General features: G+C 68.5%; 11 protein-coding genes and 2 pseudogenes. 4 read left to right on the forward strand and 9 right to left on the reverse strand.

Annotation, left to right across the window (positions count from 1 at the left end):
• The first annotated feature begins 132 nt into the window (after positions 1–132).
• Positions 133–462: a DUF1840 domain-containing protein gene (locus tag ACFJGX_RS08320; RefSeq protein WP_382322027.1), complete on the forward strand. Its 330-nt coding sequence runs from the start codon at positions 133–135 to the stop codon at positions 460–462.
• A gap of 158 nt (positions 463–620) precedes the next feature.
• On the opposite strand, the gene ACFJGX_RS08325 is transcribed toward ACFJGX_RS08320, so the two are convergent.
• The 9 genes and pseudogenes from ACFJGX_RS08325 to ACFJGX_RS08365 form a co-directional block, all read right to left on the reverse strand.
• The gene (locus tag ACFJGX_RS08325; protein WP_382322026.1) at positions 621–1,637 is read right to left on the reverse strand and encodes a Bug family tripartite tricarboxylate transporter substrate binding protein; all 1,017 of its coding nucleotides are present in this window, start codon (positions 1,635–1,637) and stop codon (positions 621–623) included.
• An 83-nt stretch (positions 1,638–1,720) separates the two neighbouring features.
• Complete coding sequence (locus tag ACFJGX_RS08330; protein ID WP_382322024.1) at positions 1,721–2,707, reverse strand: tripartite tricarboxylate transporter substrate-binding protein; 987 nt, start codon at positions 2,705–2,707, stop codon at positions 1,721–1,723.
• A gap of 157 nt (positions 2,708–2,864) precedes the next feature.
• Positions 2,865–4,118 (reverse strand): phenylacetate--CoA ligase family protein, encoded by a 1,254-nt coding sequence (locus tag ACFJGX_RS08335; RefSeq protein ID WP_382322022.1) that lies wholly within the window; start codon positions 4,116–4,118, stop codon positions 2,865–2,867.
• 120 nt (positions 4,119–4,238) lie between these two features.
• On the reverse strand, positions 4,239–5,048 hold the full coding sequence (locus tag ACFJGX_RS08340) for an ABC transporter ATP-binding protein (RefSeq protein ID WP_382322021.1): 810 nt from the start codon (positions 5,046–5,048) through the stop codon (positions 4,239–4,241).
• A 114-nt stretch (positions 5,049–5,162) separates the two neighbouring features.
• Positions 5,163–6,500: an ABC transporter substrate-binding protein gene (locus ACFJGX_RS08345; protein WP_382322020.1), complete on the reverse strand. Its 1,338-nt coding sequence runs from the start codon at positions 6,498–6,500 to the stop codon at positions 5,163–5,165.
• Positions 6,501–6,591: 91 nt separating this feature from the next.
• A pseudogene (locus tag ACFJGX_RS08350) lies at positions 6,592–7,670 on the reverse strand (branched-chain amino acid ABC transporter permease).
• Between the two features lie 27 nt (positions 7,671–7,697).
• Positions 7,698–8,627, reverse strand: a complete 930-nt coding sequence (locus ACFJGX_RS08355) for a branched-chain amino acid ABC transporter permease (protein WP_382153993.1) — start codon at positions 8,625–8,627, stop codon at positions 7,698–7,700.
• Positions 8,628–8,641: 14 nt separating this feature from the next.
• Complete coding sequence (locus tag ACFJGX_RS08360; protein ID WP_382322018.1) at positions 8,642–9,439, reverse strand: ABC transporter ATP-binding protein; 798 nt, start codon at positions 9,437–9,439, stop codon at positions 8,642–8,644.
• A 17-nt stretch (positions 9,440–9,456) separates the two neighbouring features.
• Complete coding sequence (locus ACFJGX_RS08365; RefSeq protein ID WP_382322017.1) at positions 9,457–11,403, reverse strand: AMP-binding protein; 1,947 nt, start codon at positions 11,401–11,403, stop codon at positions 9,457–9,459.
• 163 nt (positions 11,404–11,566) lie between these two features.
• Between ACFJGX_RS08365 and ACFJGX_RS08370 the strand changes: the two genes are divergently transcribed.
• The 3 genes and pseudogenes from ACFJGX_RS08370 (at position 11,567) to ACFJGX_RS08380 (ending at position 14,349) form a co-directional block, all read left to right on the forward strand.
• Positions 11,567–12,301: a Crp/Fnr family transcriptional regulator gene (locus ACFJGX_RS08370; protein ID WP_382322015.1), complete on the forward strand. Its 735-nt coding sequence runs from the start codon at positions 11,567–11,569 to the stop codon at positions 12,299–12,301.
• Positions 12,302–12,759: 458 nt separating this feature from the next.
• On the forward strand, positions 12,760–13,437 hold the full coding sequence (locus ACFJGX_RS08375) for a pseudouridine synthase (protein WP_382328190.1): 678 nt from the start codon (positions 12,760–12,762) through the stop codon (positions 13,435–13,437).
• Between the two features lie 5 nt (positions 13,438–13,442).
• Positions 13,443–14,349, forward strand: a pseudogene (locus tag ACFJGX_RS08380) (LysR family transcriptional regulator).
• Positions 14,350–14,477: the final 128 nt, after the last annotated feature.

Raw genomic sequence — 14,477 nt, forward strand, 5'->3', positions numbered from 1 at the left:
GCCCATTCGGCTGCGGCGACGCCCCGGGCCATGCGTCCTACATCCGTCGGGACGTCCTTCCTACAAATCCCCTGGTTTTCCATGGCGTGTAGGTGCAAGAATGGCCTTACCTCACCACCCCCGGAGGCACTCATGTCTGTGTATCGATTCAAGTCCCGCGAAACGGGCGACCTCGTCATGCTGCAGCAGCACGGCCAACGCATGCTGGAGATCCTGGGCAAGCGTCTGTCGGGCCCGGGCATCATCCAGCCCGGCGAAATGGACGCGGCCGTGCAGAAGATCCGGGCCGCCGTGGCGGCGGACGACGCGGCCCGTCAGAAGCAGAAAGAGAAAGCGGAAGCGGAAGGCCAACACGACGACGCGCAGGTCGACCCGGTGAGCCTGCGCATGCGCGCCGCACCTTTCATCGAGATGCTGGAGCGCTGCGAGAAGGCGAACGTCGAGATCGTCTGGGGAGTGTGAGGAGAAACACCCCCCTGCGCCGCTGCGCGGCTTCCCCCCTCCGTGGCGCGCCTTCGGCGCTTCGAGGGGGACGGCATCTCGGGCCGGCGCAGCCGGACCCTTGATGCCTCTGGAGGGTGCACTTCTTTCGTTGCGGGCCGCGCCGCTGCGCGGGTTCTTCAGTCCACGCGGGCGCCGGAGGCCTTGACCACGGCGGCCCACTTGGTGGTCTCGGCGTCGATCAGGCGCGCGAATTCGGCCGGCGTGTTGCCGCTGGGGATGGCGCCCTGGGCCACCAGGCGCTCTTTCACCGCCGGCAGGTTCAGGGCCTTGGCGGTCTCCTGCTGCAGCCGGTTCACCACCTCGGTCGGCGTGCCGGTGGGCGCGAGCAGGCCGAACCACGAGCTGGCTTCGAACCCGGGCAGGTTGCCGGCCTCGGCCACCGTGGGCACGTCGGGCAGGGCCGATGAGCGCACCGCGCTGGTCACCGCGAAGGCCTTGAGGTTGCCGGCCTGGATGTGCGGCATCGCCGAGGGCAGGTTGTCGAACATCACGTCGATCGAGCCCGCCAGCAGATCGGTCAGCGCCGGTCCGGAGCCGCGGTAGGGAATGTGCGTCATGAAGATGCCGGTGCGCGACTTGAACAGCTCGCCCGCCAGGTGGATGGAGGTGCCGTTGCCGCTGGAGGCCATGTTCAGCCGGCCGGGGTGTGCCTTGGCGTACTTCACGAAGTCGGCCACGCTAGTGATGCCCAGGGCCTGCGCCCGCTTGGTGCCCATCACCATCACGTTGGGTACGCCGGCCACCAGGGTGATGGGCGCGAAGTCCTTCTGCGGGTCGTAGGGCAGCTTGTCGTAGAGCGACTTGTTGATGCCGTGCGTGCCCACCGTGCCCATGAGCAGGGTGTAGCCGTCGCCCGGCGACTTGGCGACCACCTCGGCGCCGATGTTGCCGCCGGCGCCGGCGCGGTTTTCCACCACGAAGGACTGCCCCAGGGTCTTGCTCAGCTCGGGCGCCAGCACACGGGCCAGGATGTCGGTGGTGCCACCGGGCGCGAACGGCACGACGATGCGCACCGGTTTGCTCGGCCAGGCGGCCTGCGCCCAGCCAAGGCCTGGCAGGCCCAGGGCGGCGGTGGCGGCGGCCAGGGTCCGCAGGTGGTGGCGGCGCGAGGCGGAAAACGGCTTGTCGTCCATGCGATGTCTCCTTGGGTGGCAAAAAGAAAAGCCGCCCGAGGGCGGCTTGCATGGAGCCGCCCTTTCGGGCGTGCGGCACGAAATCAGTCGGCGTACTGGCCGGCGCCGTCGATGGCGGCCTTGAGCTTGGCGATTTCGCTGGCCACGAAGGCCTTGTGGCCGGCCGGCGTGACGCGGTTGTCGGTCACCACGATGGCGCCCAGGTCGATCTGGCTCTTGATGAAAGCCGGGTCCTTCAGGGCCACCTGCAGGGCTTCGTTGAGCTTCTTGGTCACATCGGGCGGCGTGCCCTTGGGGGCGTACAGGCCGTGCCAGATGGTCAGGTTGAAGTCCTTGAGGCCCATTTCCTGCAGCGAGGGGTAGTCCTTGAGCAGCTTGTGGTTGTCCAGGCGCTTGGCGGTGGTGACCGCGAAGGCCTTCACGCGGCCGGCTTCGATCTGCGAGGTGGTGTTGGTGGTCTGGTCGCACATCACATCGACGTTGCCGCCGATGAGGTCGTTCATGGCCGGCGCGGTGCCGCCATAGGGGATGGTGGTCAGCGACTTGTCGAGCTTCATGGCCGACTGCCACATCAGGCCGCAGATGTGCGACGCGGAACCCAGGCCGGCGTGGGCCAGGTTGAGCTTGCCGCCGTTGGCGCGGATGTAGGCCTCGAAGTCGCGGTAGGTGTTGGCGTTGAGCTTGTTGCTGCCCAGCAGGGTCATGGGCACGTCGTTGATCGCGCCCAGGTACTCGAAGTCTTCGAGCGGCTTGAAGGTCTGCTTGCGGTACAGGCTGGTGGTGGCGGCCATGCCGATGTGCCAGACCAGCAGGGTGTAGCCGTCCGGCGCGGCCCGGGCCACCTTGGTGGCACCGATGGTGCCGCCGGCGCCGGCGGCGTTTTCCACCACGATGTTGGCGCCGCCCAGGGGCTTGCGCATGGCTTCGGCGAGGCGGCGTGCCACCAGGTCCGTCGGGCCGCCCGCGGCGAAGGGCACCACGAAGGAGATGGGCTTGTTGGGGAAGCCCTGCGCGAAGGCGCCTGACGAAATGCTTGCAGCCAAGGCCGCCAGGGCGAGGATCTTCTTCATACGATGCTCCTTGAGAGGTTGATTACCGGGCGATCGTAGCCCCGCCATCCCTTGTCCGTATCGCGGAAATTACTTAGCTCCGGGCCGGGGAAAACCCTCGTTGGCGCACTTTTGGCGTCAGTTTGGCGTCAGTTCCGCGATGGTTGCGGGGCTTTTCCTACTGGTAGCTGCGCGCGTCCTCGATCACCTTGCCGTCGTTGGGCAGGGAGCCTGGCTGGACGAGCTCGACCTGGGCGCGCAGCTTGGTGACCTCGCGCACGGCGGCCTCGATCTGCTGCCGCAGGCCGCTGTCGGCCTCGCTGGCCTCCACGCGCAGGCACATCTGGTCGTTGGCCATCTCGCCGCTGACCACCAGGCGGGCCTTCTTCACCTGCGGGAAGCGCCGCGCGATGTCGGCCACCTGGGCTGGGTGCACGAACATGCCGCGCACCTTGGTGGTCTGGTCGGCGCGGCCCATCCAGCCCTTGATGCGCGGCGCGGTGCGCCCGGTCGGGCAGGCGCCGGGCAGGATGGCCGAGAGGTCGCCGGTGCCGAAGCGGATCAGCGGGTAGGCCGGGTTGAGGGTGGTGACCACCAGCTCGCCCACCTCGCCCTCGGGCACGGGTTCTCCGGTGCCCGGGCGCACGATCTCGACGATCACGCCCTCGTCCACCACCAGGCCCTCGCGCGCGCTCGTCTCGTAGGCCACCAGGCCCAGGTCGGCGGTGGCGTAGCTCTGGTAGACCGCCACACCGCGCTCGGCGAACCAGTCGCGCAGGCTGGGCGGCAATGCCTCGCCGCCCACCACGGCCTTGCGCATGCTGCCGATGTCGATGCCCTCGGCCTGGGCCTTCTCCACCAGGATGCGCAGGAAGCTGGGCGTGCCGGTGTAGGCCTCGGGCTGGAGTTCGGTGATGGCCTGCAGCTGCTGTTCGGTCTGGCCGGTGCCGGCGGGGAAGACCGAGCAGCCCACGGCGTGGGCGCCGGACTCCAGGATGAAGGCGCCCGGGGTCATGTGGTAGCTGAAGGCGTTGTGCACCAGCTCGCCGGCGCGGAAGCCCGCCGCGTAGAGGCAGCGCCCGGCGCGCCAGTAGTCGCGCGTGGCGCCCTCGGGTTCGTAGATCGGGCCGGGCGAGGCGTAGACGCGCGCCATGGCCGGGCCGCGGCGCAGCGTGGAGAAACCGCCGAAGGGGTCGCTGGCGCGCGAGGCCTTCTGGCGTTCGAGCAGCTCGGTCTTGCGCGTGACGGGCAGGCGCGCCAGGGCCGCGCGGCTGTTCACCGCCTGCGCGTCCACGCCGCGCAGGATCTCGGCGAAGGCGGTGCTGTGCCGCTGGGCGTGCGCCACCTGGGTGGCCAGCTCGCCCATCTGCTCGCGCTCGCGTTGCTCGGGCGATCGGGTTTCCAGGGCGTCGAAGAATTCAGGCTGTGCCATGGCTGCGATGTGTGAAGGTGAAGTGACTGAAACCAGGATGCCGCGGAACCGGCTTTGCCGGGCCGCAGGCGTCGCCCCTGAGGGGTGACGCGCCGGCGGCGCGGCGCGGGGGGAGCCGATTTATGCCAGCCAGCGCTTTCTGCGCTTGTAGCTCTTGATGTCCTTGAAGGACTTGCGCTCGCCCCCGCCCATGCCGAGGTAGAACTCCTTGACGTCCTCGTTGTTGCGCAGCTCGCTGGCCACGCCGTCCATCACGATGCGCCCGCTCTCCATGATGTAGCCGTAGTCGGCGTACTTCAGCGCCATGTTGGTGTTCTGCTCGGCCAGCAGGAAGGTGACCTTCTCCTTCTGGTTGAGGTCCTTGACGATCTCGAAGACCTCTTCGACGATCTGCGGGGCCAGGCCCATGGAGGGTTCGTCGAGCAGCATCACGCTGGGGTTGGTCATGAGGGCGCGGCCGATGGCGCACATCTGCTGCTCGCCGCCCGAGGTGTAGGCGGCCTGGCTGGTGCGCCGGGTCTTCAGGCGCGGGAAGTAGGTGTAGACCTTCTCCAGGTTGGCCGCGACCTCGGCCTTGCTCTTGCGGGTGTAGGAGCCGGTCATGAGGTTCTCCTCGATGGTGAGGTGGGCGAAGCAGTGGCGCCCCTCCATGACCTGGACCACGCCGCGCTGCACGAGGTCGGCGGGCGAGAGGTTCTCGATGCGCTCGCCGCGCAGCTCGATGCTGCCCTTGGTGACCTCGCCGCGCTCGCCCTTGAGCAGGTTGGAGATGGCGCGCAGCGTGGTGGTCTTGCCCGCGCCGTTGCCGCCCAGGATGGCCGCGATCTGGCCCTGGGGCACCTGCAGCGAGACGCCCTTGAGCACCAGGATGACGTGGTTGTAGATGACCTCGATGCCGTTGACGTTGAGAACGGTGTTGGGCGTGTTCATGGAGATTCCGATTCCTTGGGGACCATTTGCCAGGGCGGCGCGCCACCCTGGCAGATGGCGGCTGGAAAAACCAGCCGCGAGAGAACCGCCGCGCGCGCAGCGCGGCGGGGGTGCTTAACTCTGGCAGTCGGCCGGGGTGCGGGCCGTCAGCTTCTTCTCGGCCGCGTACTTCGCGGCCGTGGTCTTCACCATGGGCTTGATGATCTGCTGGTCGGCCTCGATCCAGTCGGAGGTGAAGGTCCACTTGGTGCCGTCCCAGGTGTGGATGCGCGCAGCGCCCGCGCCCACGTGGTCGGCGCACGAGGTGCTGATGGGGCCGCGCAGCACGCCCTTGAAGCCCAGCGCGTCCAGCTTGGCCTGCGTCAGGTTCAGGTTTTCCAGGCCCCAGCGCACCTGCTCGCCCGTCATGACTTTGCCCTTGCCGAAGCGCTCCTGCGCGGCGCGGATGCCTTCGATGCCCACGGCGGCGCTGACCACGCCACGCAGGTACAGGGTTTCACCGACCTCGTCGCGCGGGCCGGTGCCCTGGCCCTTGTCGTGCAGCTTGGCCAGGATCTCCTTGATGATGGGGGCGTTCTTGTCGGTGCCGTGCTGCAGCGTGACGCCGTTGTAGCCCTTGGCGCCCTGGCCCACGTCCTTCACGTCGGGCTCGGCACTGGACCACCACACGCCGTACATCTTCTCGCGCGGGTAGCCGGTGGCCTGGGCTTCCTTCAGGGCGGTGGAGTTCATCACGCCCCAGCCCCAGAGCAGGGTGTAGTCGGGGCGCGACTGGCGGATCTGCAGCCAGGTGGCTTTCTGTTCCACGCCGGGCGCGGCCACGGGCAGCAGCTGCAGTTCGAAGCCGTGCATCTTGCTGCGCTCCTGCAGCAGCGGGATCGGTTCCTTGCCGAACGGCGAGTCGTGGTACACGAGGGCGATCTTCTTGCCCTTGAGTTTGTCGAGGCCGCCTTCCTTCTGCGCGATGGCCTGGACGATCACGTCGGCCGCCACCCAGTAGGTGCCCAGCAGCGGGAAGTTCCACTTGAAGATGGTGCCGTCGGCGCTCTCGCTGCGGCCATAGCCGGTGGTGATCAGCGGGATCTTGTCGACCGAGGCTTTTTCCGTCAGCGCGAAGGTCGCGCCAGTGGCCCAGGGGTGGATCAGCGCGGCGCCGCCGTTCTTGCCCTTGAGGCGTTCATAACATTCCACGCTGCGCGCCGTGTCGTACATGGTTTCGCACTCTTCCACCAGCAGCTTGACGCCGTTGATGCCGCCGCGCGCGTTGACCAGCTTGTAGTAGTCGACGATGCCGTTGGCGGTGGGCGTGCCGTTGGGCGCGTAGGCGCCGGTGCGGTACGACAGCACGGGCAGGTACTGCTCCTTGGCCTGGGCCAGTGCGGCGGTCGACACCAGCGACGCGGCGCCCGCGAGCGCCACCGTGGCGGCCACAACGATCTTGCGAAGTTTCATAGTTGTCTCCATGTCATGAAAGGTTGAAACACACACTCAGTAAACGCTCAAACACCACGAAAAACATCGGTACTTGCGAGCAACCTGCCGCTCAGTGCGGGAAGGGCCACAGGCGCAGCTTCTGTTTGCCGATGGACCACAGCCGCGCCAGCCCATGGGGCTCGACGATCAGGAACCACACGATCAACCCACCGAAGATCATCAGCTCGGCGTGCGAGACCGCGGTGGTGGAAATGGAGAAGCCGAACAGGCCGGCCACGAAGGGCAGGAACTGGCTCAGGGCGATGGGCAGCACGACGATGAAGGCCGCGCCGAAGAAGCTGCCCATGATGGAACCCAGGCCGCCGATGATCACCATGAACAGCAGGCGGAAGGAGTAGTCCACGGAGAACGCCGAGGGCTCCCACGCGCCGAGGTAGACGAAGGCCCAGAGCGCGCCGGCCACGCCGATGATGAAGCTGCTCACCGCGAAGGCGCTGAGCTTGGCGTACATCGGGCGGATGCCGATCACGGCGGCGGCCACGTCCATGTCGCGGATCGCCATCCACTCGCGGCCGATGGCGCTGCGCACCAGGTTCTTGGCCAGCAGCGCGATGACCGCCAGCACCGCCAGGCAGAACAGGTACTTGCTTGCGGCGCTCTCCAGCGGCAGGCCGAAGACCTGCAGGTTGGACACCGCCACCGAGCCCGAGGGCGTGTCCAGCGTGAACCACTTGATGCGCAGGAACATCCAGTCGGCGAAGAACTGCGCGGCCAGCGTTGCGCCACCGCGAGGTACAGACCGCGCACGCGCAGGCTGGGCAGGCCGAACAGGATGCCGAACAGCGTGGCGCACAGCCCACCCAGGATCAGCGCCGGGACCAGCGGCATGCCGGGCACGCGCACGAAGAAGTTGTAGGCGCCATAGGCCCCCACGGCCATGAAGGCACCCGAGCCCAGCGAGATCTGGCCGCAGTAGCCCACCAGGATGTTCACGCCCACGGCGGCGAGCGAGAAGATCAGGAAGGGGATCAGGATGGCGCGCATCAGGTAGTCGCTGGCGAGCATGGGCACGGCGACGAAGGCCAGCGCGATCAGGGCCAGGATGAACCAGCGGTCCTGCGCGATCGGGAAGATCTGCTGGTCGGCGCGGTAGGTGGTCTTGAATTGACCGTTTTCACGATAGAACATGGCGGGCTTTCTCTTTTTTGTTCTGGGTCACACGCGATCGATGATCTTTTCGCCGAACAGGCCCTGGGGCCGGAACAGCAGGAACACCAGCGCCAGCACATAGGCGAACCAGATCTCGATGCCGCCGCCCACGAACGGCCCGAGGTAGACCTCGGAGAGCTTCTCGCCCACGCCGATGATCAAGCCGCCGATGATGGCGCCGGGCACGGAGGTGAGGCCGCCCAGGATCACCACCGGCAGCGCGCGCAGCGCGATGGTGGTGAGCGAGAACTGCACGCCCAGCTTGGAGCCCCAGATCATCCCGGCCACCAGCGCCACGAGGCCGGCCACGCACCAGACGATGACCCAGATGCGGTTGAGCGGGATGCCGATGGATTGCGCGGCCTGGTGGTCGTCGGCCACGGCGCGCAGGGCCCGGCCGGTGGCCGTCTTCTGGAAGAACAGGCTGAGCGCGATCACCATCGCGGCGGCGATGGCCGCGGCGATGACGTCTTCCTGGTTGAGCAGCAGGCCGCCCTGGAACACCGAGTCCAGCACGAACACCGGGTCCTTGGGCATGCCGATGTCGATCTTGTAGATGTTGCTGCCGAACAGGCTCTGGCCCAGGCCGTCGATGAAGTAGGTGATGCCCAGCGTGGCCATCAGCAGCGTGGCGGCCTCCTGGTTCACCAGGTGGCGCAGCACCAGCCGCTCGATCAGCCAGGCCATGGCGAACATCAGCGCGCCCGCCGCCACGAAGGCCGCGGCGTTGGCCACCCACTTGTTCTCGACGCCGGTCCACAGGGGGATCCACTCGGAGAAGCGGGCCATGGCCAGGGCGGCGAAGAGCACCATGGCGCCCTGGGCGAAGTTGAAGACGCCCGAGGCCTTGAAGATCAGCACGAAGCCCAGCGCGACCAGGGAATACAGCATGCCCACCATCAGGCCGCCGAAGAGAGTCTCAAGAAAAAATGCCATGGTGTCGTTCTCGTTCAGTGACTCGTGCCGAGGTAGGCGCTGATGACCTCCTCGTTGCGGCGGACTTCCTCGGGGGTGCCGTCGCCGATCTTCTTGCCGTAGTCCAGCACCACCACGCGGTCGGAGATGTCCATCACCACGCCCATGTCGTGTTCGATCAGCACGATGGTGGTGCCGAACTCGTCGTTCACGTCCAGGATGAAGCGGCTCATGTCCTGCTTCTCCTCCAGGTTCATGCCCGCCATCGGCTCGTCCAGCAGCAGCACCTGCGGCTCCATGGCCAGCGCTCGGCCCAGGTCCACGCGCTTCTGCAGCCCGTAGGGCAGCTGCCCCACCGGCGTCTTGCGGTAGGCCTGGATCTCCAGGAAGTCGATGATGTGTTCGACGAACTCGCGGTGCGCTTCTTCTTCCTTCTGCGCCCCTCCGATGCCGAAGGGGTTGCGGAAGGCCTGCGCGAGCAGCCCGCTCCTGATGCGCAGGTTGCGCCCGGTCATGAGGTTGTCGATCACGCTCATGCCCTTGAAGAGGGCCAGGTTCTGGAAGGTGCGCGCGATGCCCATCTCGGCCACCTGGCGGCTGTTCATGTGCCTGAAGGTGCGGCCCCGGAAGCTGATCGAGCCCTCCTGGGGCTGGTACACCCCGTTGATGCAGTTGAGCATGGAGCTCTTGCCCGCGCCGTTGGGCCCGATGATGGCGCGCACCTCGTGCTCGCGCACGTCAAAGCTGATGTCGGTCAGCGCCTTGACGCCGCCAAAGCGCAGGCTGATGTTCTGGACGTTGAGGACGACGTCGCCGATCTTCTTCTGTGTCATGTTGGGGTCTGGCTCAATCAGGCTGCGGCCTTGACGGGGGTGAAGGTCTTGGCGTCGCTCAGCTTGAGCGTGGCGCTGACCGAGCCGGTGCGCCCGTCCTCGAACTTCACCTGCGTCTGGATGTACTGCTCGGCCTTGCCGCCGTACAGCGCCTCGACCAGCACGCCGTACTTCTCGGCGATGAAGCCGCGGCGCACCTTGTTGGTGCGGGTGAGCTCGCCGTCGTCGGCGTCCAGCTCCTTGTGCAGCACCAGGAAGCGGCTGATCTGGCTGCCCGCGAGCAGCTCGTCGCGGCTGAGGTCGGCGTTGACCTTCTCCACGCACTCGCGGATGAGCTCGTACACCTCGGGCTTCTGCGCCAGGTCGGTGTAGCCCGCGTAGGGCAGGTTGCGCCGCTCGGCCCAGTTGCCCACCGCCTCGAAGTCGATGTTGACCATCACGCAGACCCGCTCGCGCTGATCGCCGTAGGCCACGGCCTCCTTGATGTGGGAGAAGAACTTGAGCTTGTTCTCCACGTACTTGGGCGCGAACATGGCGCCGTCGTGCGCGCCGCCCTTCAGGCGCCCCACGTCCTTGACGCGGTCGATGATCTTCAGGTGCCCCGAGGCGTCGATGAAGCCCGCGTCGCTGGTGTGGTACCAGCCGTCGGCGGTGAGCACCTCGGCCGTGGCGGCCTCGTTCTTGTAGTAGCCCTTGAGCAGACCGGGGGACTTGACCAGGATCTCGCCGGTCTCGGAGAGCTTGATCTCCACGCCCTCGCAGGGCACGCCCACGGTGTCGGCGCGGGCCTCGTGGTCGGGCTGCAGGCAGACGAACACGGCCGTCTCGGTGGAGCCGTAGAGCTGCTTCATGTTGATGCCGATGGAGCGGTAGAAGCTGAAGAGGTCGGGCCCGATGGCTTCGCCCGCGGTGTAGGCCACGCGCACGCGGCTCATGCCCAGGTTGTTGCGCAGCGGGCCGTAGACCAGCCAGTCGCCCAGGCGGTACTTGATCGAGTCGAGCAGGCCGATGGGTTTGCCGTCCATGCGGTCCGGGCCCACGCGGCGGGCCAGCGCCATGAAGCGGTGGAACATGCCGCGCTTGATCGCGCCGGCGTCTTCCATGCGGATCATCACGCTGGTGAGCAGGCCTTCGAAGATGCGCGGCGGCGCGAAGTAGTAGGTCGGGCCGACTTCCTTGAGGTCGATCGTGACCGTGGAGGCCGACTCCGGGCAGTTCACCACGTAGCCGGCCACCAGCCACTGCGCGTAGCTGAAGATGTTCTGCCCGATCCAGGCCGGGGGCAGGTAGGCCAGGATCTCGTCTTCGCGGGTGAGCTTGTCGAACCTGGCGCCCACGGTGGCGCGGTTGATGAGGGTCTGGTGGGTGTGCACCACGCCCTTGGGGTTGCCGGTGGTGCCGCTGGTGAAGAACATGGCGGCCACGTCCTCGGTGCGGCCCAGCTCCACCTGTTCGCGAAACAGCTGGGGGTGGGCCTTGGCGTGGGCCTGGCCGGCTTCGATGAGCGAGGCCATGCTGCGCAGGCCGGGCTGGTCGTAGTTGCGCAGGCCGCGCGGGTCGTCGTAGTAGAGGTGGCTGAGCTGCGGGCAGCGCTCGCGGATCTCCAGCATCTTGTCGACCTGCTCCTGGTCTTCCACCACGCAGAAGCGCACCTCGGCGTTGTTGATCGGGAAGACGCACTCGGCGGCCACCGCGTCCTGGTACAGCGGGATCGGGATCGCGCCCAGCGACTGCGCGGCCAGCATCGTGGCGTACAGGCGCGGGCGGTTGGCGCCGATGACCACCATGTGCTCGCCGCGCTGCAGGCCCGCCTGGTGCAGCCCGCAGGCCAGGCGCTCCACCAGCTCGGCCATGCCGGCCCACGTCGTCGTCTGCCAGATGCCGTATTCCTTCTCGCGCATCGCCGCACCCTCCGGGTGGCTTTGCGCGTGGCCCAGCAGCAGCCGGGGGAACGTGTGTTGCATGCGTGTCTCCTGAGGCCGGTGCCGTGGCGCCGGTGCTTGAAATGTCCCGGTTGAGACATTTCGTTCTGCTGCGCATGGTAGGCCTTCGTTTGACGTTATGTTGTCGGTTCGACGACAATCTGGGGTCAACCCTCCTAGGACTTTCCCTAGACCATTCCCACCCATGAGCGCCTTGACCTCCCGCCGTTCCGGCACCGTTCTGCGCGACCGCGCGCGCCCGCCCACTCAGGAGGAACTGGCCGAGATTCCCTGGCTGAAAAGCCTCACGCCCACCGAGCGCGAGCGCGCCGTGGCCGCGCTGGTGGTGGGCGATGCCGAGGCGGGCGACCACATCTGCCGCTTCGGCCGCCCGGTCACCTACTGGTTCGGCCTGGTCGACGGCCTGCTCAAGATGAGCAACGACGATTCGCAGGGCCCGGTGATCACCTTCACCGGCGTGGCGCCGGGGGGCTGGTTCGGCGAAGGCACGGTGCTCAAGCACGAGCAGTACCGCTACAACATCCTCGCCTTGCGCCGCAGCCGCGTGGCCGGCCTGCCGGTGGAGACCTTCGACTGGCTGCTGGACCACTCGATCGGCTTCAACCGCTTCGTGATGCACCAGCTCAACGAGCGCCTGGGCCAGTTCATCGCGGCGCGCGAGATCGACCGCCTCAACAGCCCCGACCTGCGCGTGGCGCGCAACCTGGCCTCGCTGTTCCACCCGCTGCTCTCGCCCAACGTGGGCGGTGTGCTGCGCATCACCCAGCAGGAGCTGGCCTACCTGGTAGGCCTCTCGCGCCAGCGCGTCAACGAGGCGCTGACCACGCTGGCGGCCAAGGGCTGGATCCGCGTGGAATACGGGGGCCTGCGCGTGCTCGATCTGGTGGCCTTGCGCTCCGGCACATTGGATGAGGGATGATCCCCCCATGACGACCGACAAACCCGCCGCCCGCACGCTCAAGCTGAAACCGGGCGCTGCCAGCAAGACCCCCTCCGATCCCTACGCCCCGCGCCGCGCCCCGGTGCGCCCGCCCGGCCCGGCGCGCGCCAAGAGCGTGTCGGCTTCGGCGCCCAAGCCGCCGCGCGAACCTTCGCCCGGGTACGGCGCCCCACGCGGTGGCCCCGAAGGGCCGCGCAGCGAGCGCCCGGCCCCGCGCCGCGCCGAGGCCCCCCGGGCCGCCGCCGAGCGAGCGCCGCGCGGTCCCGCACCCGCGCCGCGCCCGCCGGCCCACCGGCCCGACCTCGCGCGGGTCGGCAACGTGCGCGGTGAAGTGCGCCTCAACAAGCGCATGGCCGACCTCGGCCTGTGCTCGCGCCGCGAGGCCGACGAATGGATCGCGCGCGGCTGGGTGACGGTCAATCGCGCAGCCCGCGGTGATGGGCCAGCCGGTGCCGCCCGATGCGCAGGTCGAGGTCGCGCCGCAGGCGCGCCACCAGCAGAGCGGGCAGGTCACCATCCTGCTGCACAAGCCGGTGGGCTATGTGAGCGGCCAGCCCGAGGACGGCCACGAGGCCGCGGCCACGCTGATCGGCGCGCCCAGCCAGTGGCGCGGCGACGCGCGCATGCCCGGCGACGGCCGGCGTTTCGCGCCCGAACACACGCGCGGCCTGGCACCGGCCGGGCGGCTCGACATCGACTCCACCGGCCTGCTCGTGCTCACGCAGGACGGCCGCGTGGCGCGCACCCTGATCGGCGAGAGCAGCGGCGTGGAAAAGGAATACCTGGTGCGCGTGCACTTCGCGCCCAACGGCCCGCAAGGCGCGGGCGTGGTGGCGCAGGACGTGCAGGCCGTCTTTCCGCCCGCGCAGCTCGCCCTGCTGCGCCACGGCCTGAGCCTGGACGGCCAGGCCCTGCGGCCCGCGCAGGTGGACTGGCAGAACCCCGAGCAGCTGCGTTTCGTGCTCACCGAGGGCAAGAAGCGCCAGATCCGGCGCATGTGCGAGCAGGTGGGCCTGCACGTGGTGGGCTTGAAGCGCATCCGCATCGGGCGGGTGCTGCTGGGCAACCTGCCGGTGGGGCAGTGGCGCTTTCTCGGGGCCGACGAGCGCTTCTGAGCGGCATGCACGCGAAAGTCCTGCGCTATTTCATCGAGGTGGTGCGCGCGGGCTCGATCCGCAAGGCCGCCGAGCAGCTGCATGTGGTGCCCACGGCGGTGAACCGCCAGATCCTCAACCTGGAGGAGGAGCTGGGCGCGCCGCTGTTCGAGCGCATCCACAACAAGCTCAAGCTCACGCCCATCGGCGAGATCGTGCTGGCCCATGCGCGCGCCACCCTGCGCGATTTCGACGCGGTGCGCCAGCACATCGAGGCGGTGCGCGGCCTGCGACAGGGCGAGGCCTCGCTGCGCCACCACCACCGGCCTGGCCGGCGCCTTTCTGCCCGGCATCGTGCAGCGCTGCCGCGCGGCGCACCCGGGCATCCACCTCAAGCTGCTGGACCTGCCCATCGCCGGGGTGCTGCGCGCCGTGGCCGAGGGCGACGCCGAACTCGCGCTGGCCTACGACGTGCCCGAGACCACCGGCCTGCGCACCCTGTTCGCGAGCGAATGGCCGCTGGGCGCGGTGGTGCCGCCGGGCCACGCGCTGGCCGATCGCGCCACCACCACCCTGGCCGACTGCCTGGGTTTTCCGCTCATCCTGCCGGCCGCCCCGATGTCGCTGCGCCCCATCCTCGACGGCGCCTTCGGCCGCTCCGCCGTGAGCGTGTCGCCGGTGATCGAAACCACCTCCACCGCCCTGATGCGCCAGCTGGCCGCGCAGGGCGTGGGCATCACCCTGCTCAACCGCCTCGACGTGGCCGACGACGTGCGCGCCGGCCGGCTGCGGTTCGTGCCGCTGCGCGACGCGGGCCTGCGGCCCCAGAGCCTGGCGCTGGTGACGCGCGCGGGCTCGGCGCTGAGCGCGGCGGCCGAGCTGCTGGCGCGGCACGTCACCGACGGTCTGGAGAGCGCGCTGGTCGGGCCCTGACGAAGCGGGGGTCGGGGTGTGCACTTTTCGTGCACACCTGGGGTGATTTATTGACTTTGCGCCCGCGCGAGCGGGCTCCTGAACTGCGCCCGCTGGCCGATGCGCCGCCTTGTGCGCGAGCCGGCAGA

The sequence above is a fragment of the Hydrogenophaga sp. UC242_50 genome (assembly GCF_042697355.1).
GTDB lineage: Bacteria > Pseudomonadota > Gammaproteobacteria > Burkholderiales > Burkholderiaceae_C > Hydrogenophaga.

What these genes read in the sequence shown, in the direction of transcription:
- ACFJGX_RS08335 (WP_382322022.1), bottom strand. Translation starts at nt 4,118, where the DNA reads ATGGCACAGCCTGAATTCTTCGACGCCCTGGAAACCCGATCGCCCGAG.
- ACFJGX_RS08340 (WP_382322021.1), bottom strand. Translation starts at nt 5,048, where the DNA reads ATGAACACGCCCAACACCGTTCTCAACGTCAACGGCATCGAGGTCATC.
- ACFJGX_RS08365 (WP_382322017.1), bottom strand. Translation starts at nt 11,403, where the DNA reads ATGCAACACACGTTCCCCCGGCTGCTGCTGGGCCACGCGCAAAGCCAC.
- ACFJGX_RS08325 (WP_382322026.1), bottom strand. Translation starts at nt 1,637, where the DNA reads ATGGACGACAAGCCGTTTTCCGCCTCGCGCCGCCACCACCTGCGGACC.
- ACFJGX_RS08370 (WP_382322015.1), top strand. Translation starts at nt 11,567, where the DNA reads ATGAGCGCCTTGACCTCCCGCCGTTCCGGCACCGTTCTGCGCGACCGC.
- ACFJGX_RS08345 (WP_382322020.1), bottom strand. Translation starts at nt 6,500, where the DNA reads ATGAAACTTCGCAAGATCGTTGTGGCCGCCACGGTGGCGCTCGCGGGC.
- ACFJGX_RS08360 (WP_382322018.1), bottom strand. Translation starts at nt 9,439, where the DNA reads ATGACACAGAAGAAGATCGGCGACGTCGTCCTCAACGTCCAGAACATC.
- ACFJGX_RS08375 (WP_382328190.1), top strand. Translation starts at nt 12,760, where the DNA reads ATGGGCCAGCCGGTGCCGCCCGATGCGCAGGTCGAGGTCGCGCCGCAG.
- ACFJGX_RS08355 (WP_382153993.1), bottom strand. Translation starts at nt 8,627, where the DNA reads ATGGCATTTTTTCTTGAGACTCTCTTCGGCGGCCTGATGGTGGGCATG.
- ACFJGX_RS08320 (WP_382322027.1), top strand. Translation starts at nt 133, where the DNA reads ATGTCTGTGTATCGATTCAAGTCCCGCGAAACGGGCGACCTCGTCATG.
- ACFJGX_RS08330 (WP_382322024.1), bottom strand. Translation starts at nt 2,707, where the DNA reads ATGAAGAAGATCCTCGCCCTGGCGGCCTTGGCTGCAAGCATTTCGTCA.